This is a genomic window from Ruminococcus sp. RTP21358st1_G6_RTP21358_211008 (assembly GCF_040908885.1).
Taxonomy (GTDB): Bacteria; Bacillota; Clostridia; order Lachnospirales; family Lachnospiraceae; genus Blautia_A; species Blautia_A faecis.
In genome coordinates, this window is the sequence record NZ_JBDGDM010000016.1 from 40,799 (window position 1) to 60,296 (window position 19,498).

Annotated in this window: 11 protein-coding genes; 8 read left to right on the plus strand and 3 right to left on the minus strand. The window is 42.4% G+C overall.

What is annotated here, in order from left to right; translation table 11 throughout:
• Positions 1-6: 6 nt before the first annotated feature.
• Positions 7-1,434 carry an alpha-L-fucosidase gene (locus tag AB5Z12_RS08465; protein WP_368368606.1) on the plus strand — a complete coding sequence of 476 codons (1,428 nt, stop codon included), beginning with the start codon at positions 7-9 and terminating at the stop codon, positions 1,432-1,434.
• Positions 1,435-1,503: 69 nt separating this feature from the next.
• On the opposite strand, the gene AB5Z12_RS08470 is transcribed toward AB5Z12_RS08465, so the two are convergent.
• From AB5Z12_RS08470 to AB5Z12_RS08480, 3 genes are read right to left on the minus strand one after another with little or no spacing between them, the layout of a single operon-like run.
• Positions 1,504-3,156, minus strand: a complete 1,653-nt coding sequence (locus AB5Z12_RS08470) for a hypothetical protein (protein ID WP_368368607.1) — start codon at positions 3,154-3,156, stop codon at positions 1,504-1,506.
• The gene (locus AB5Z12_RS08475; protein WP_368368608.1) at positions 3,149-3,928 is read right to left on the minus strand and encodes a helix-turn-helix domain-containing protein; all 780 of its coding nucleotides are present in this window, start codon (positions 3,926-3,928) and stop codon (positions 3,149-3,151) included. Before AB5Z12_RS08475 ends, AB5Z12_RS08470 begins: the two co-directional genes overlap by 8 nt.
• A gap of 42 nt (positions 3,929-3,970) precedes the next feature.
• Positions 3,971-5,812 (minus strand): sensor histidine kinase, encoded by a 1,842-nt coding sequence (locus tag AB5Z12_RS08480; protein ID WP_368368609.1) that lies wholly within the window; start codon positions 5,810-5,812, stop codon positions 3,971-3,973.
• Between the two features lie 221 nt (positions 5,813-6,033).
• Here AB5Z12_RS08480 and AB5Z12_RS08485 point away from each other — a divergent pair, with 221 nt between their 5' ends.
• The 7 genes from AB5Z12_RS08485 (at position 6,034) to AB5Z12_RS08515 (ending at position 19,434) form a co-directional block, all read left to right on the plus strand.
• Complete coding sequence (locus AB5Z12_RS08485) at positions 6,034-6,990, plus strand: sugar ABC transporter permease (RefSeq protein ID WP_117849490.1); 957 nt, start codon at positions 6,034-6,036, stop codon at positions 6,988-6,990.
• Positions 6,991-7,002: 12 nt separating this feature from the next.
• Positions 7,003-7,908: a carbohydrate ABC transporter permease gene (locus AB5Z12_RS08490; protein ID WP_186900756.1), complete on the plus strand. Its 906-nt coding sequence runs from the start codon at positions 7,003-7,005 to the stop codon at positions 7,906-7,908.
• Positions 7,909-8,006: 98 nt separating this feature from the next.
• Entirely contained in the window at positions 8,007-9,716 is a 1,710-nt protein-coding gene (locus AB5Z12_RS08495; RefSeq protein ID WP_368368610.1) for a hypothetical protein, read from the plus strand.
• Positions 9,717-9,920: 204 nt separating this feature from the next.
• Positions 9,921-12,467 carry a family 78 glycoside hydrolase catalytic domain gene (locus tag AB5Z12_RS08500; RefSeq protein WP_368356847.1) on the plus strand — a complete coding sequence of 849 codons (2,547 nt, stop codon included), beginning with the start codon at positions 9,921-9,923 and terminating at the stop codon, positions 12,465-12,467.
• A 40-nt stretch (positions 12,468-12,507) separates the two neighbouring features.
• The gene (locus tag AB5Z12_RS08505) at positions 12,508-14,880 is read left to right on the plus strand and encodes a glycoside hydrolase family 2 TIM barrel-domain containing protein (RefSeq protein ID WP_368356846.1); all 2,373 of its coding nucleotides are present in this window, start codon (positions 12,508-12,510) and stop codon (positions 14,878-14,880) included.
• Complete coding sequence (locus tag AB5Z12_RS08510; protein WP_368356845.1) at positions 14,877-18,374, plus strand: glycoside hydrolase family 2 protein; 3,498 nt, start codon at positions 14,877-14,879, stop codon at positions 18,372-18,374. The genes AB5Z12_RS08505 and AB5Z12_RS08510 overlap by 4 nt, the downstream gene beginning before the upstream one ends.
• A 28-nt stretch (positions 18,375-18,402) precedes the next feature.
• A complete protein-coding gene (locus tag AB5Z12_RS08515) occupies positions 18,403-19,434 on the plus strand; it encodes a hypothetical protein (RefSeq protein WP_148461467.1) in 1,032 nt (343 codons plus the stop codon).
• Positions 19,435-19,498: the final 64 nt, after the last annotated feature.

Here is a 19,498-nt window from a genome sequence, read left to right on the forward strand (position 1 = left end):
GAAAACATGAGAGAGGTCAATTGGAACAATGTAAAAAGAGAAGCACCAAAGTGGTTTCGAGATGCAAAGTTTGGATTATTTTTTCACTGGGGACCATATAGCGTTCCGGCATATCAAAACGAGTGGTATTCCAGAAATATGTACTGCAAAGGCTTGGAGCAGAACCAGTATCATGAGAAAACCTATGGAAGTCTTCATGACTTTGGCTATAAGGACTTTTATGATATGCTCAAAGGAGAAAAATTTGATCCGGATCAGTGGGCTTCTCTTGTAAAGCGTTCCGGCGCAAAATATGCCGGTGCAGTTAGTGAGCATGCAGATAATTTTTCCATGTGGGACAGCGCAGTTAATCCAATTAATAGTATGAATTATGGTCCTCACCGTGATATTGTGGGAGAATGCACAGAGGCCTTTCGCAAGCAGGGAATTCGTACAGTGGCAACCTTTCACCACCAGTGGTTGTGGGGATGGTTTATGTCAACGGATAATGAGGCAGATGTGTATATTCCGGAAAATGAAAAATATTACGGTCCTGCACTGCCTCTTGAGACAAATCGCTATATTCCTTATCGCTATCCTGACGAAGCATTTTGCAAAATCTGGCGGGATAAGGTGTTGGAGGTTATCGACAAGTATGAGCCGGATGAGGTGTATTTTGACAGCCGTACCTGCATTATCCAGGAAGACTATCGCTATGATGTAGCCGAATATTATTACAACACCAGAGAAATTAAGGACGGAATCATTACATACAAACAGGAGGATTATCCTAAGGATATCGGCGTTTATGATATTGAGTGCGGAAGATTTTCTTCCCCAAAGGACTTCCCATGGCAGTCTGACGACCGGCTGGAGGATAACATTACCTGGTGTATGGTACAAAATCCCAAATATAAATCAGCAGAGCGGATTATCCATCAGCTTTGCGATATTGTTTCCAAGAATGGAAATCTTTTGCTAAATGTAGGTCCATATGCAGACGGTTCCTTCCATCCCGATGCAGTGCGTATTTTGGAAGAGATCGGGGACTGGCTGGCTTTAAACGGTAAGGCAATTTATGAGACAAGGCCATTTAAGGTGGCAGCAGAAGGTCCTACTACAGTAGATGATGCCAATTATGATGTGGAAAAAATCCAGGAGCAGCTTGATAAGGGGGATGCTGTTGACGTGCATAGTGATACTCTTACCGCTCAGGACTTCCGCTTTACCACACATGGCGATGCTCTTTATGCTATTGCATTTGGCTGGCCAGAGGATGGAGAGTTCCGTATCCGTACACTTCGTAAGGGCGGTATTCTTGATGGCGAGATTAAGAAGGTAACTATGCTGGGAAATGAAGGTGAGCTTGCTTTTTACAGAAAAGAAGACGGGCTTTATGTAAAAGCACCGGAAAAGAAACCTTGTGACTGTGCCTATGTTTTGAAAATTAATTAATTTTTTCCATACGAAATCCCCACTGAAATGATTGCTGTATAAGCAAAGCTTCAGGTGGGGATTTTTAAATTAATTTTGTGATTCTGCGAAATTTTCATTTTGCCTTTGAATATATTCGTCCAGTCCGTCAGAGCGCATTTGCGTTAACACATTTTCCCACATGTCTACGGCATCGTCATTTCCGATAATACAGCTTATGAATTGTTTAAATGCATTGGAGGTGCTAAATTCCTCTGTTGGTTCTTTTGGATAGCTCATAAATGCATAAGGGCGGCTGACCTGCGTAGTGTGCTCCTTGCAGTAATTAGCGGATTCAGAAGCAAGAATAGTTGCAAATTTTCCATAACGGAGCGTATTCATATCATTGACTTCAAAATCTTTCCAGCTTCCGCCCCAGGTTGCAATATTGGAAAACAAAATAGAAGATGGATATTTTCTGGCAAGAGCTGTGGTAAGACTTTCTCCTTTTGTATCCAGAAGGCAGGAATAATTCCCATCTTTATCCTTTTCATAATCAATTCCCTCTAATCCATAATGACAGAAATCCTGTCCTTCATCAGAAAGAAGAAATTCAAATAGAGCAAGAATGCGCTCTGTCTTTGTATCGTCTACATCAGAAGAAATATAAGATTCTGACCAGAAGCTGTTGGAGGAATTACTGTATCGAATCCCGTCCTGTGCGGGAAAAACAGGGAGTACATCCACACAGTCCTCAAAGGACTTGTCATTTAAGACATCCCATCTGTTTTTTAATTCCATAAGTGAAGAAGGGGAGGATTTATATTCCAGGGCACCGAGCCGTCCTGCTGCGAAGTCGTCCATAACAGCGGAGGGAGATTTGGTGTAAAAATCAGGATCCAGCCCACCCTCTTCGTACAGCAGGCGATAATCCTTTACTACTTGCTTAAATGCATCAGTGGACCAGGATGGAACATAGAAACCGTTATTTTCCGTCCAGGAATAAACATTGCATTCAGGAGCGATGCCAAGAATCACCCATTTTCCAAGTGCATTTATGGAATTAACATTGTAACCAAGCGTATCATCAATGCCATTTCCATCCGGATCATTTTTGGCAAAAGCAATAGTCATGTCTGCAAAATCCTGAAAGCTTTCCGGATTGGAAATCCCAAGGCTATCCATCCAGTCCCGGCGAACCAGCATGGCAGCATCTGTAGCACCAAGAACTGGATCCAGAAAGGAAACACGGGGAATGGCATAATACTTGCCATCTGTATATCGGGTATAGGATATAGAATCCAAAATCTCATTCAGGCGCGGATAGTCTGTCAGATCCTCCGGCAGAGCACGGATGGCACCGGTATTGATAAAATCGGAAAAGGTTGCGGAATCATTATTGTCGTTGGAAGAAAGTGTTAATGTGGCAAAAACATCAGGAAGGCTTCCGGTAGCACTTAAAATCTGATAACGCTCTTTGTAATTTGACCAGGTTACAGCTACCGGTTCCAGCGTAATATTAAATAAATCTTCAATATACTGAGTCATAGCATCTGGTTCGGCTGCTTTTTCCATCTCCTCAATATTCCAGTAGCCAACACTGATATTTAAATGTTCATCAAAGGACAGATTCTGAATGGATTCAGGAAGCGCCTGACGGCTGGTTTTTGTAGTAGTTGAAGAGGAACCACAACCGGTGGTTGTGAAAATCAAAGTGGCTGCAATGGAAATCCCCAATAACTGTTTAGAAATAAGATTACACATGTTCTTCAGAATCCTTTCGATAAGCGGTGGGTGTACATCCTTTTACTTTTTTGAATACCTTTGCAAAATAAAAATAGTCACTGTAGCCAACCTGAGTGGCAATGGCAAATACGGTTTGGTCACTGTGTGCAAGAAGCCATGCAGCATGTTCGATCCGAAGGCTAGTCAGATAGCTGACAAAGGTTCCTCCTGTTTCCTGCCGAAAAATCTGACTGGCATAATTAGGATTGATGCTGCAGTATTCTGCAAGATTTTGTATGGAAATATCTTCCTGATAATGCTTCTCTGTATAATCAATCATCATCTGCACAGACTTGTGGAAAGAAACAAGATGCTGAGGATGAAAAATGTTTGGCTGCTCTTCCAAAGAAGCATCTTGATTTTCTGCTTTTTGCTCCTGCTCCTGAAGAAGCTGATAGGCCTTTTGCATGGAATCCATAAGCTCACTTCGGGAAAATGGCTTCAAACAGTATCCGATAGCATTGTGAAACATTGCTTTCTGAGCATACGCAAATTCAGCATGTCCACTTATCATAATGAAAAGAGTTGATAAGCCTTCCGCATGAGCTGCCTGCAGAATTTCCAGTCCACCCATGCCAGGAAGTCTTACATCCACAAATGCAAGGGCCGGTTGATGAATACGGATATATTCAAGACCGGAAAGGCCGTCATAAAATTCTGTGGTGATTTCAAAATAGTCCTGATTTTTAATGGTAGCAATCAGACTTTTTACAACCCATTTTTCGTCGTCAATTACAATTGCCTGATACATATAAATATTCTCCTTTAGATGCCCTGGTGAAGAGGTGAACTGTTACGAGGTTTGCAAAGAATCACTTGTCTGATAAGGAACCCGCAGCTGAATATTGGTTCCTACACCTTCCTCGGAGTCAATGATAAGAGTGTAGTCAGCTCCATAGTAAAGCACCATACGGCTATTGACATTTAGAATTCCGATGCTGTCGTGATTCTTCGCATCCATTTTTGCCAGATCAGCAGAAGCATCTCCGGTTTTATCATGGACGGAAGCCGCAATGGAATTGCGCAGCTCCTGTAATTTTTCCGGAGGCATGCCCACACCGGTATCAAAAATCCAGATGGCCAGATAACCGTGCCGGGGATTTCGTCCGGCACCGATCAGAATAGAGCCTGGTTTCAGACTTTTTTCCAGTCCATGGACAATTGCATTTTCTACCAGTGGCTGGATGACCATTTTGGGTATCAGGCAGTCATAGGCATCATCAGAAAAATTATATTCAATGGTGAAGCGATCTGCGAAGCGTTCCTTTTGGATCATCAGATAAGATTTTACGATTTCCAGCTCTTCCCGCAGAGAAACCATGTCGTTCCCTTTAATGCTGTATCGAAAAATCTGGGAAAGTGCACCTGTAACCAGAATAATCTTATCAGTCATGCCTTCTGCAGCCATACCGCAGATCATGGTAAGCGTATTGTAAAGAAAGTGCGGATTAATCTGGCTTCGCAGAAATGCAATTTCTGTTTTGCGGTTGTTGGCTTCCAATTCATACATTCTGGTATAGGAATCAAAAATGGTATGATTCAGTTCTTCGGTTTTGATCAGCATTTCGTTAAATGCGTTAAAAATATCGTTGATTTCAGTAGATCCAATTAAGCCCTGATGAATCTGAGCACCTTTTCTGATTGCTTTTCTGTTTCCGGCAGAAATACTTTTCATAAAATCAATCAGCTGCTTCAGCGAATCCAAAAATGGCTTGTAAAGGAAGGTTACAAAGAGGAAAACCAGCAGAAGTATTGCGCCTGTAGCGAGAAACTGACGCAGGGAAATAGTCTGGATCTGGCTGGTTAGCTGACTTTTGTCTACAAGTACATAAAGGGAAAGTCCAAGCTTGCGAAAGGAATAGCATTTTGCGATATAGGTTACCGGGGAGCTGTTTGCTTTTACTTCGTAGGTGTCTGTTTCAGACTGAGGCGCGGGGGTGTTAAGAACGGTACGGTAAAGGCTTTTTGTTCCATAAATCAGTTCTTGCTGTGCATTTGCAAACAGGATTTCCGGTTCATAAAGCTTCTGGCTATTCATATTGGTCATAGAGTTGCTAAGCAGATGATTAATGTCAATGGCCAGAAAAAGGATGCCAAGGCGCTGGCTCTGTCCGGTACCTAAGGTACAGATTGGCATGGCAAGGATGTGGCAGTTGGTTCCGTTTATTAAGGTGGTGCCAACGGTGCAGTAGGGAAACGAGGTTTCGTCAAGCTTATCGGCAAAGGGCTTGTAGCTGAATGCAGATCCTCCAAGGGAGGCAAAGGTTCCGTCCTGTCCGTAAACTGCAATATCAGAAATATATGGATTCAGAAGGAAGGTATTTTCCAGCTGTGTTCGCAGTTCCTGATAAGCTTCATAGGAACTCTGCCTGTTCTTACTGCTGAGAAAATCCTGAACTACAGAGCTGTATGCCGCGCTATAGCATATATTTTCGTAGCTATCGTAGGCTTCCTGGGTATTTTTGGCAAGCTGCGAGGAGTAAGAGTCCAGACTGCTGCTAAGAAAGTCAGTCTGTACCCGAACGTAATCCTGAGTGTTGTATAGTGTAATGCCTGCCGTGCAGACAATAAATAATACTAAGATAATAGAAAACTGCCGTCCAAGGGGAAGCAGGATTGTTTTGTGCTTTTTCATATATAATGCCTGTCCTTTCTTAATCCTATTTTACAATAAATCCTTTACAGGGTGTCATGGAAAATTATTGGACAAACCTGAGAATATTCCATATTTAGCGGGAAAACTCTGAAAAAAATGTAAAATATACATGAAAAAATTATGAATCTTCCATTCAAACACTGCGATTTATACAATACAATAATTACATCAGAAAAACAAGACCGGAAGGAGAGAGAAATATGGCGAAAAGGTCAAATACCACGTCTATTCCATATGCGGCAAAGAAAAAAACATTCTGGCAACTGCTATGGAAACAGAAAGCCCTTTGCATTATGGCACTGGCACCGCTGATCATGCTGATCATTTTCAAATATGTTCCAATGTACGGAATTCTGATCGCATTTAAGAATTATAAAGCATCAAAAGGTGTCTGGGGCAGCAACTGGCTGGAGCCTGTGCTGAAAAATTTTATTAAATTTTTTAAAAATGTAAACAGTGGACAGATTATATGGAACACACTGAAAATCGGAGTTCTGAATCTGCTATTTACGTTCCCGGCGGCAATTATTTTTGCCATTCTGCTGAATGAGTTAAGAGGAAAGGTATTCAAAAGTGCGGTACAGACAATTTCTTATATTCCTCATTTCCTTTCTGTAGTAGTTATCTGTTCCATGCTAAATGGATTTGGCTCTACTACCGGACTTTTCAACGATGTGAGAGACTTTTTGGGAATGGCGAGAGTGGACATGAATAATGGAAGCCAGTATTTCCTTCCTTTATATCTCGGTTCACAGGTATGGCAGACAGTAGGATGGAGTTCCATCATGTATTTGTCTGCACTATCCAATGTAGACGTAACCTTATATGATGTAGCAAATATTGACGGTGCAAACCGCTGGCAGAAGATCAAAAATATTATCTGGCCGACTATTAAGCCAACCACTACGATTCTTCTGATCATGAATCTTGGAAACGTGCTGAACAGTGATTATACCAAGATCCTTCTGATGCAGAACGACACAAACAGAAGTCAGCTGGAAGTAATCGGAACCTTTGTTTACCAGAAAGGTATCGTGGAAGGTAAATTCTCGTATGCAACAGCCGTAAACCTGTTTATTTCAGTCATTGGTTTTGCTCTTGTATTTGGAGCAAACATGATTACCAGGAAAATCAACCCGGAAAACAGTTTGTGGTAGGAGGAAAAATTCATGTCATTTGGAAAAGCAAAAAAACAGAATAACAAAATACATATTGGCAGCAGAGCATTTGACGTGTTCCTCATTGCATTCATGATCATTGTATCGATTATATTTCTGTATCCGTTCCTGAATGTAATTGCCACTTCACTGTCTAGCAACCGCATGATCACAACCGGTCAGGTTACCTTCTTTCCAAAGGAATTTCATTTGGACGGATACAAAGCTTTATTCAAGGATGAGAATATCCTGGGAGCTTACTGGAACACGATTGTAATCGCCGTGGGAACTATGATCGTCAGCCTGGTGCTGAATTCCCTTATGGCTTACGTTATGATGGCACCGGAATTCGTACTGAGAAAACCATTGTCCATTATCCTGCTGATCACTATGTTTTTCAGTGGTGGTACAGTTCCTACTTACCTGCTGATCCAGAATCTGGGTCTGTATGACAGCTGGTGGTCACTGATTTTGCCAAATGCGGTAAGTGCTTACAATATTTTCATTTATCGTTCGTTCTATCAGGGAATTTCCCCGGAAATCAGGGAAGCCGCCCGAATTGACGGAGCCAGTGAGTTCCAGATTCTTACAAAGATTTATGTGCCCCTTTCAAAAGCATTGTACGCAACCTTCGGTCTGTTTTCCGTTGTTGGCGCATGGAACAGCTACTATGAAGCACTTCTTTACATTAAGGATCCTGCAAAACAGCCGATTCAGATGCTTCTTAGAAAAATTGTATTTACATCTGGTACTGCAAACATGAGTGATGCACAGCAGATGATCAGTAACGGTAACCTAAACAGTCTGAATGTACAGTATGCCTGCGTAATCGCAACCATAGGACCAATCCTTCTGGTATATCCGTTCATCCAGAAATACTTTGCACAGGGCGTACAGGTAGGAGCTGTTAAGGGCTGATATTCAGATTATACGGAAGCTGGGGGACAGCTTTCCTTATAAATAAAAGACACACGTTTACTATTCAACAATGTCTAAAAAAGAAAATGGAGGAAATTATGAAGAGAGAAACCACCAAAAGACTTACCGCTATGGGAATGTCAGTAGCAATGGCTGCAGGACTTTTCACAACCATGGGAACAACTGCTGTATGGGCAGAGGATTCAGCACCAAAAGCAACAGCTGCAGATAACGGCATTGAGCTTCCGGAGCTTGAGGATGGAACTTTACATCTGGAAGTAAGCATCGCAGATTATCAGCAGTCTTCTGACGGAACACTGGTTCAGGAAAAATGGCAGGAGGCTATGGAGAATTACCTTGGTTGCAAGCTTGACATTACATGGACAAGAACACCTGCGAAGGACTATTCGGAAAATGAGCTGGTTGTACTTCAGTCCGGTTCAGTTCCGGATATTGCTACTGTAACAAAGGGATCAGCGGTCAATGAGTACGGTGAGGACGGCACCTTATTAAATCTTGCTGATTATTCCGATTATATGGTTTACTATCCGGAATATATGAAAGAGACAAACGGCGGCGAGAATTTCGCAAAGAATGAGGACGGATCCATGTATTACTTTATGGACGGCTTCTATAACCCGGATGACATCCAGGGAGCACAGTCCTTCACAGCATTTGCATATCGTTTTGATCTTCTCAAAGAAAACGGCTGGCAGCCGGCTGCCACACTGGATGAGTTTACACAGCTTTGCTCTGACATGCAGGCAAAGATTGACGATGGATCACTTGATCTTGATTATGTTATTATCAACAACACAAAAGATTACACCCTGTACCGTGGATTTGTTGGAATTTTCCACACATGGGACTGCCTGTACTACAACGGTGAGGAATGGGTATTCGGACCGATTGAGGATAATTTCCGTGAGTGCCTGAAATATCTGAATAGCTTATATGAGGCTGGATATATTGATCCCGAGTTTTCAACAGCAGACTTCAATCAGGGTCAGACAAAAGCTACAACAAATGTTGGCGGTATTTGCCCGACACTTTGGTCAGGATCTGTAGCAAGCTGGAATGCTGCTAAGACAGATGACAACATGGAATGGGGCCTTGCATATCTTCCGGAGAATACAGAGTATGGTACTGCCTGGAAGTGGGGTTCCAGACAGGCTGCCAAATCTCTGAATGCAAATATGGGTATTTATATCAGTGCAGAAACCGAGCATCCGGAATATGCAGTAGCAATGATCGACTATCAGTATTCTGATGAGATGGTAAACCTTATGAACTGGGGTGTTGAAGGTGAAACCTATACAGAAACTGATGGAACTAAGACCTTTGCAGATGATATTCTGAATGATGCAACACCTGCAACAAAATCCGCTGAGTATGGACTTACCTCTTCTAGTGTTTGTAGAACCGGTATTCCATTTAACCCGATTGATTTCAACGCAATGCTTGAGGTTGCTTCTAATCCGGAGCCATGGTGGAATGCTGAAAAAGGTTACTATGAAGGAAAATACTGGGTTGAGTCTGACGCCAATGGCGGAGAGGATTCTGTTTCTCCATACGACAGAGCACCGGTTACCTATCTGACTGCCGAAGAGTCTTCTGCAAAAGCAGAGCTTGGATATGGCGGAACCTGCGAGACACGAGTAAAAGAGCTTGCGCTTCAGTTTATCACAGGTGAGAACGACATTAATGATGACGATGCATGGGAAGATTACATTGATGACATCAAGAGCCAGACAGATGAAGACTTTGATGAAATCATTGAAACTCTGAACGAGAAAACTGTTAAATAAGACAAACAATAAGGCTTTAAAAATTCTGCTTTCATAAAGAGAAGCCCTCTCCAGCGAAAAGGCACAGGTTATGTGTTTTCGCTGGGGAGGGCTTTTTAATGTGGGGGATATGAAAAATCTACATAGGAGATATACGTTTTTTCCATTCAAAATATATCAGGTAAATTTTATAATAAATTATCCATAAAGAGGGAGGAATATGCAATGAAACTGTACGATCTGATGACAGATAATCGCCGGGAAAATATCCTGGTAGGAAGTAAAAAACCTGTATTTGGCTGGAGAGTTGAGACAGAAAAAAGGAATGTGCGCCAGGAAAGCTATCGGGTGCAGGTCTGGGATGAGCAGGGAAATTCTGTTTGGGACAGCGGAACTGTAGAATCTTCCCGGATGGCTGGAATTCAGTATGAAGGAAAGGAGCTTCAGTCAGGAAAAAGAATGACCTGGCATGTAAGCTGTATATTTTCCAGCGATGAGGGTGTGATAACTGCAGAGGAAGAGAGTTCCTTTGAGACCGCCTATTATAATCGCGAGGACTGGAAAGGGAAGTTCATTGGTGAGACAAAGGACCATGAATATCACCTGTACCGGAAGAAATTTGGCTGTAAAAAGGCGGTGAAGCTGGCCAAGCTTTATGTGTGTGGAATGGGGGCTTTTGAGTGCTGGATTAATGGAAAAAGAGTGTCTGATCATGTAATGGAACCGGGCTGGACAGATTTTCGAAGGACCTGTTTTTATACGGCATATGATGTGACGGAATATTTTGCAGAAGGGGAAAATACAGAGAACGTAATTCTGGTAAAGCTGGGGGATTGTATGTTCAATGTTCCAGGAGGACGTTATGTGTATTTCCAGCGTTCCTATGGAAAAGCCAAGCTTCTGTGCCAGCTGGAGCTGGTTTATGAGGATGGCAGCAGGGAATATGTGGTGACAGATGAATCCTGGAAAAGAGCCAAAAGTCCGATTGAATTCTGCTGCATTTACGGTGGAGAGGATTTCGATGGAAGACGGTGGACAAGGGAATATTTAACATCAGAAGCGTCGGAAATCTGGGAAGCTGCAGTGTGTGTGGAACCACCTTTAGGGGAACTGAAACCGGCACCAATGGAACCTTTAAGGGTAAAGGAAATCTATCAACCGGTTGGTGTGAGAGAAGTGGAAACAGGGGTATGGCAGTATGATCTGGGAAAAAATTTTTCCGGATGGGCAAGGATTTTCCTGAAAACAGATGGCAGCAGAGCAGGACAGAAGGTGGTGCTGAAAACTGCAGAAAAGTTAGATGAAAACGGACGGATTGATCAGTCTGTAACAGGAAAAGATTACGCCTGGACATATGTTTTAAATGACAAAAAAGAACAGGAATTTGCACCGGATTTTACGTATACAGGGTTCCGCTATGTGGAGATGACAGGTGCTGTGCCGGGAAAAGAAATTTCTTTACAGGGGGAATTTATTTACCCTGATGTAGATCAAGCTGGTGATTTTTGCTGCTCCAACACCTTGTTTAATCAGATACATAAGATTATTTTGCAGGCAATCAAAAGCAATACAAAAAGTTATTTCACAGACTGTCCACATAGGGAAAAGCTAGGCTGGCTGGAGCAGACACATCTGATCGGACCTTCCATTATGTATAATCTGGATGTGCATAATCTGTATACAAAAATTGAAGGAGATATGGCAGATTCCCAACGGGAAAATGGTCTGATACCGGATATTTGTCCGGAATATGTGACTGGATTTGATAAGTGGCATAAGGGATTTCTGGATTCACCTGAGTGGGGAAGTGCCTGTGTGCTGGCTCCCTGGTATGCATACAAACGTTACGGAGATCTTGCATTGCTGGAAAAATATTTCCCGGTAATGAAGAAATATGTGGAGTATCTTTCGTCTAAAACACACCATGAAGTGCTTCATCACGGGCTTGGAGACTGGCTGGATATCGGTCCTTGCACCCCGCATTCCCAGAACACTCCGGTTCCTGTTGTGGCGACTTGTATTTATTATTATGACCTTCAGATTATGGCAAAAATAGCACAGCTTCTCGGGAAAAAAGAGGTTGCAGAAGCGTATCAGAAGAAAATGAAACTGGTATTTGAGGAATACAATCTGCAGTTTCTGGATGACCAGACCGGACGTTATGCAAACGGCAGTCAGGCGGCACAGGCCATGAGCCTGATCGTGGGACTGGTGCCGGAGGAATATCAGGATAAAGTGGTTTCGCAGCTGAAGGATGACGTGGTAAAAAGAGGCTATGCCATCACAGCTGGTGATGTGGGACATCCGTTTTTGATTGCTGCACTGATGAAATATGGCATGTCAGATGTGCTCAATGAGATGACGAATATTACAGATAAACCAGGATACGGCTATCAGGTCGTAAATGGAGCAACAACCCTTACTGAGGAATGGGACGGACCAGAGCCTGGAAACATTCACGGTTCCCAGAATCACCTGATGCTGGGAAGTATTGAAGAGTGGTTTTATGGATCTCTTGGAGGGATGGAACTGGTTCGCGACGGGCTTTCATTTGAAGAAATCCGAATTCAGCCGCACCCGGAAAAAGGCTTGAACTGGGTAAGTGCCTGGACCCTGCATCCTTATGGAAAAATCAGTGTAAAGTGGAAATGGGAAAATGAGAAAATCAGGGTCTTCTGCCAGATTCCGCCGGGACTTACAGCGCATTTGGAATCACCGGATGGGAAGGAAATCATGACTGTGGGAAGCGGATATTATGAGTATACGATATAAATAAGAAAACAGTAAGGATAGATCGTCGGGGGAATAAGCAATGAGAAAACAGAAGCTGATATGGCTGGATACGGCAGAAAATCCAGAGGGACAGATGGAATTAATCATAAAATACAGAGGGAGTACAAGTAAAGAAAATGTTGCCGCCTTTCTGGAAATCAGAGATAAAAGTAGTGTCCTTGTGAAAGAAAAAGGTGAGCTCAGACAAGACACTGCCAGAGTGAAAACAGCTGTATTTAAATGTCAGGGAGTACAGTGCTGGACACCTGATAATCCGGCTGTGTACCAGGTGAATATAGTGCTTGAGTTATCAGATAAGAGTAATGAGAAGACCTATATAAGGCATGGACAAAAGCTTGGATTTCGTTCTTTGAAGCGGCAAAATCAGCAGGTTTTTTGGAATCATAAGCCTGTAAAGCTGCTGGGGATCTGTTACCGTGAACCAGATTCTAAGATGGAAAATTGGGAGACTGTTTTGCGTTGTGATCTGGAATTATTTAAGGCAGCACACATTAATTTTATCCGCAGTATCTATTATCCTTTTAGTGAAAAAATGTTGGAGCTGTGTGATGAAATGGGATTCTGGGTGGAAAATACAGCTCCTTTCTATGAACTGGGACAGACCAAAAAAAACATCAGTGAGCTGCCACATATGCAGAAAGAATTTGAAACAGCAGCAGAAGAATTGCTTGTAAATGGAAGCCATACCAGTGTACTTCTCTGGTCATTAGGACACGATTGTGCATGGGGAGTAAATTTTGGAATCATTCGTGACCGCATCAGGGAACTGGATGATATTCGCCTGATGACCTTCCATTTGCCAATGTCCATTCCAGAAGAAGAACCACAGATGGATGTATGGCCGGTTCATGATATTGACTGGCGTCTTCCTTTTGACAAGACATATGATCAGATGGTGATTTTCCACACACCCGGGGCAGAAAATGAGATTGGATATATGATTGCAGATGCAGAATATCCAGTGCCTGTACTTCACGAGGTCTGGTCACCGGTAGTATGCCATAACCGGGATGAAATTCAAAGAGATCCTGGAATCCGTGATTTCTGGGGAAAAAGTATTCGTACTTTTGTAGAAAAATCAGCTCGGACTCCAGGATGCCTTGGTGGCGTAGTTCTGGCTGGTGTGGATGAGGACGGTAGCTTTGAAGGGCTGAAGGAGTATGAATGGGGGATTCTGGACGTGAATCATAATCCGAAGCCAGAATATTATCACTTGAAAAATGCATATGAAGCAGCTTCAAAAGAAACATACGTGGAGTGGGAAAATGAGAATTCTGCTGTGGAAACAAAGATAAATTGTTTCAGAAGGCAGAATGAAATCTGTAATATAAACTGGAAAATTCAGTGGACAGAAGATGCTCTTCACATAGAAAATGATAATATTTTTTATATTTTTTCCAGAAAAAAATGTCTATTAAAGGAAGCTGGGCTTATACAAAAACAAGGAAAAAAAGTACTGATAAAAGGCGGTCCGTTCTTGAATACAGCAGGATTCTTACTTGGGAAATGGATAGGGAGAAGCCTTGAAATTTGTTCTGTGGATGGGGCAGAAAATGTACAGATAAAGATAAGCGGAACCTATGAAAATACCCTTGATATTTGTTTTTATCTTACTCTTTTTCAGAATGGAATACTGGAAACTGCATATGAAGTTCAGAAGCTATTCCGCCATATGCCACACCGTGTGAAAGCAGAAATCGGCATTTCAAGTGGTGGCTTAGGAGAGAAGGGTGGAGCTTATTATGTAACAGAACCGGATAGAGTACGAATGGTTTCTCAGGGGTGTAAGGTTCGGTTAGAACCGGCACCTGAATTAACAGAAGGAGCTATTGTAAATAATTTGGATCCGCGAATAAATTATGTGGGTAATTGGATAAAAATGGAAGATTACTGTGGAAATCTTAACGGATCTGAAACATTAAGCAATACAGCAGGAGATTACGCGGAACTGAGTTTTACAGGGACAGGAATCACTGTTTATGGATCATGGGATATTTTATATGGGATGTGTAACGTATATTTGGACGGAGAACTCTGGAAGAAAGATGTGAGTCAGTACCCACCGAAAGTGGATTTTCCGGGAATGAGCAGAGGCTATGAAAAACGCTATAGACAGATACTGGCAGAGGTACATGGACTGGAAGAAAAAAAACATACACTTCGCATAGAGGTAACCGGAACAAAAGAAGCAAAAGCGCAGAATACATACACTTCAATTGATTATGCAGTATTGGAAGGAAGCAGTTATACAGGTGGATTCAAAATGAATATTGCAGTAGACTTTAATTATCCCAGAATGGTACGAGGCTGCGTTCGAAGACCTGATGTAAAGCTGATTCCAGGCGTGCGGGAGTCTTTCAGAATACAAATGCTGTTGGAGGAAGACAAATGAATATGACTATAGATGAATTAAAAAATTATCCTATGCCAAGAGTGATTCCCCTTCCAAAATGGAGTAAAGCGGCAGAAAATTCAGTAATCTGCCTGGATGGAAGCTGGAAAGTAACAGACAAAAAAGATGGTGCAGTACAACAGGTTCAGGTGCCCTTTGACATGGGAATTCTTCACAAAAAGGGATTATCACAGCACTACAGCTATGAGAGGAAGATACAGCTTCCAAAGAGAGCGGAAAATAGTCATATTGTGCTGAAATTTCAGGGGATTAATGGTTTTGCTACAGTCTATGTGGATGGAAAACAGGTGGCATATCATGAAAACGGATTTATTACATGGAATGTGGACATTACGGAGGAAGTATGTGGAAAACAGACGCTTTCACTTGCTATCGATGTGGATGAAGAATCAGATATTGTCAGTGCCTATAGCCATGGCGGGATGCTTCACAGCAGCTGGCTGTATGTATTGCCGGAAGCTTATGTGAACGCACTTTACTTGTCACCATTGTTTGATGAGGACATGGAAACCTGCAGTCTGCGGGTGGATATAGACCTGGCAAATATGCCTGAAAGCATAGATGGGAAGGGGAAAATACGGTCTGCGGAAATGGCTGCCGGGAAGGAAAAAGGTCGGCTTGCTAGTGCTGCTGTATATAAAGCTGAGTTTGCTTTATATGATCCAAACGGTATAAAAACAAAGGAGAAATCTCTGGTTTTAGACAATAAAATAAAAGGCTATTACACCGATCAGCTGTACGTAGCCAACCCGGTTCTCTGGGATGCAGAGCACCCAAGACTATACAGATTTGAACTTATATTATATAAATTAGATTCTATCTCTGGTACCTGGGAACCACTGGAACAGATAAACAAAAAGGTAGGACTTAGAAAGCTGGAACGCAAGGGTAATCGTCTATTTGTAAACCATAACGAGGTGAAATTACGCGGTGTGTGCCGCCATGAAATCAGTCCAAGAAATGGACGTGCATTGACCAATGAGCTGATTGAACAGGATGTAGCATTGTTTAAAGAAGCAAACTGCAACTATATTCGAACCTCCCATTATCCGCCAAGCGAATATTTTCTTGACCAGTGTGATGAGCATGGAATTTATGTGGAGGATGAACTGGCACTGGCATTTATTGCAAGGACATTGCCCTATACACAGCGCGATCCTAAGGAAACAAACCGTTATCTCAGTCATTTTGCAGAAACAATGGCGAGGGATTACAATCATCCTTGCGTAATTATCTGGTCTCTTTGTAATGAGTCCTTTGGAGGTCATAACTTTGATCTTCTTAATCGCTTTGCGCATTTGAAGGATCCTACCAGAATGACAAAATTCAGCTATCCAATGACTATTCGGGAAGAACATGAAATGCCGGATATCTGGAGCATTCATTACTCTGAATATAATGCTGATCTGGCAGGAAAAAAGGACAATTTAAGTGTGGGAGGTGCACCTGGAAAAGATATGCCTGTGCTTCATGACGAATATGTGCATGTAGCCTGCTACAACCGTGAGGAGATGCGAAGAGATCCAAACATCAGAAGCTACTGGGGCGAAAGCATCCGTATTTTCTGGGATAATATCTGGAATACAGAGGGTGCTCTTGGCGGTGCAATCTGGGCTGGAATCGATGAAACGGATCTTTATGATGGTGGGAACGGACAGATGGAATGGGGAATTATTGATGTCTGGAGAAGAAAGAAACCGGAGTTTTACATGACCAGAAAAGCCTATTCTCCAATTAAAGTTATTCACAGCGAAGTAAAGGCTCAGGAGAAAAAGGTTCTGTTGATTATAGAAAATCGGTTCTGTCACACTAATTTAAATGAGGTCAAAGTGAAGTGGAAATGCGGTGATGAAAGCGGTATCTGGAAGCTTCCGGAATGTGCGCCGGGAAAGGTAATTAAGGTTTTACTATCACTGGAAAATGCAGAGGATCAGTCTCCGGTGACACTGAAATTTCTGGACGGAAATGACTGCCAGATAGATGAAATGAAGGTGTTTTCCCGAGATTATGTGGAAGCTCCGCTGTTTGAGTTAAGTGCAGATGAAACAGAAAATATAAAAGCTTTAAAGATTCATAAAGAAAACCAGGAAGTTTTCATAACGGGAAATGATTTTAAGTTTTCTTTCAATGTTAAGACCGGTCTTCTGACCGGCGGCTGGGAAAGGCGGAATAATAAAATTCTGGTTGGCGGTCCAATATTAAATGTACCATACCTGAAGCTTGGAGCCTGGTATATGACCTCTTTTGCGGTGAAAGAAAAACAGAATTTTGTAGAAGTTCGAATTCAGGGCGGATATGAAAAAACGCTATCTATAGAGTGGATAATAGAGATTCAAAATGACGGAACCTTCTACACAACATATGAGATTCTTCACCTGGAAAAGCATCTCCCCAAGCAGATAAAGCTTCGTGTAGGTGTAGATTGCGGCGGGCTGGATGAGCTTGGAATAGCATATATTCTGGATCCATCTGTGGACACTTTATCCTGGAGAAGAAATCTGGATCCAGATCAGGAGGGACGAATTTCTCTTTATCCCACGGACCATATTTCACGAAATCAGGGAACTGCAAAGCGCTTTACCAGATCCAATATCTGGGGTGAAATGCCAGTGACTTCCTGGGGAGAAGACATGCGAGATGATATTCTTTTTGGGCGTTATGATGGAGAATATCATGGAAGTAATGATTTCAAAAGTACCAAAGAGGATATTGCAGAAGCGTATGTTTATAATGAGAACCGAACTAAAATACAGGATGCATTTAATAGGGAAAAAGATGCTGATAAAATCGGAATGCTGAAAATATTCGGTGCCAAAAAGAAGTCCGATCAGAATGAAAGTCGGGAAGTCTCCAAAGCTAATATCCGTTTGGAAGTGCTCGATCCGAAAGAAGAAAAAATTCTGGAATCTGATTCGCGAATTGCCTATACCGGAACCTGGTATCAGGTAACGGATAAGAAGGAAAGTGACCACGGAACGGAGATGTGGAGCAGGGAAAAAGGCGCCGCATTTACCTGTAAATTTCAGGGCACCGGAATCCTATGGTACGGCCCTCAGGATCCTGCGTTTGGTATGGCAGACGTATATATAGACGGGGAAAAGAAAGCATCCCATATCAGCCAGAGAAGTGCCGGAGTTGATTTCTCCTGCTGCTCTGCAGGTTACGATAAGTGCTATCATTTGCCGATTTTTTCTATTAAAGACCTGCCTTATGGAGAGCATACGATTCGTATTGAGGTGTGCGGGGAAAAAGCAGAAGACGCCACGGATTGTTACATAGTTCTGGACTATTTGCGAGTACTTGGAAGGAATCATACAGAGCCCGTTAAGCTGATGATAAACCAGGATTTTTCCTACCCGCATATATCCTGGGGAAATGTGAGAAAGCCCCCGCTTGTTATGAGAGATGGCACCTGTGGCACTGTTAAGATGAAGCTGTGCACAGTCACTAAAACATGCCAAGTTGATAAATAATAGATTATAAAACAGGAGAATACATAAAATGATCGAATTAACAGACCCGAAAATACAGAAGTATCTGACTCCTTACCGTTATGAAAAACCAGTACTTCATGGATCCGGAATTCTTGGTGCATTTGATGAAAAAGCAGTAGATATTCCATTTGTTTTCTGGCATCAGAACAAGTATTATATGTTGTATACAGGCTTCGACGGCAAAGGATATCAGTCAGCCTTAGCAACCAGTGATGATCTTCTTCACTGGGAGCATAAAGGCGTAATTCTCAAACGAAATCTGGATTCCGACCGTTGGGATCGCATTGGCGGTGCAGCCACCTGGATGATTAAAGAAAGTGATGATTTTAATCAGATTCCAAAGCTTGGAAAAGTAGATGGAAAATATTGGATGGTTTATCATTCTTATCCTTCCACAGGCTATGAAAATGGCCCCGCTGAAATTGGTCTGGCGTGGACAGAAGACGAAGAGCTGCTGGACTGGCACTTTCCGGATAAGCCTTGCTTCTCCTGGAAAGACGGTGCCGACTGGGAAGCAGGCGGACTCTATAAAGCCTGCATTATCCGCAATAATGACATTTGGTACATGTTTTATAATGCAAAAGACAAAGAAGAACGCTGGACGGAACAGACAGGTGTTGCAACCTCAAAGGATCTTCTTCACTGGGAAAGATATGAAGGAAATCCAGTGATGAAGGTAAACCGGGAATCCTGGGATGAGCGCTTTGTATCTGATCCATATATTGTGAAGGATGGGGATATTTGGGTAAATTTTTACTTTGGCTATGGCAAGATTTATGAGGATGGACACAGTCACGCCCAGGAAGGACTGGCCCTGTCTGCTGATCTCCTTCACTGGGAAAAAGTAAGGGAACCAATCCTCTCTTTTGGCCCGGAGGGAACTTATTACAGCGGTCATGTTCATAAGGCATCTATTGTAAAAAAAGATGACACATTGTATCACTTTTACTGTGCAACCTGCCCTTGGAAAGAGGGAGATCCAACTAGTGCATACGGTGAATACAGAACCATATGCGTAGCAGCAAATAAGAAATTTTGACCTGATTCTGACAAAAATAATCGCACATAAACGAACCAATATTATGATACAAAAGAAACAGGAG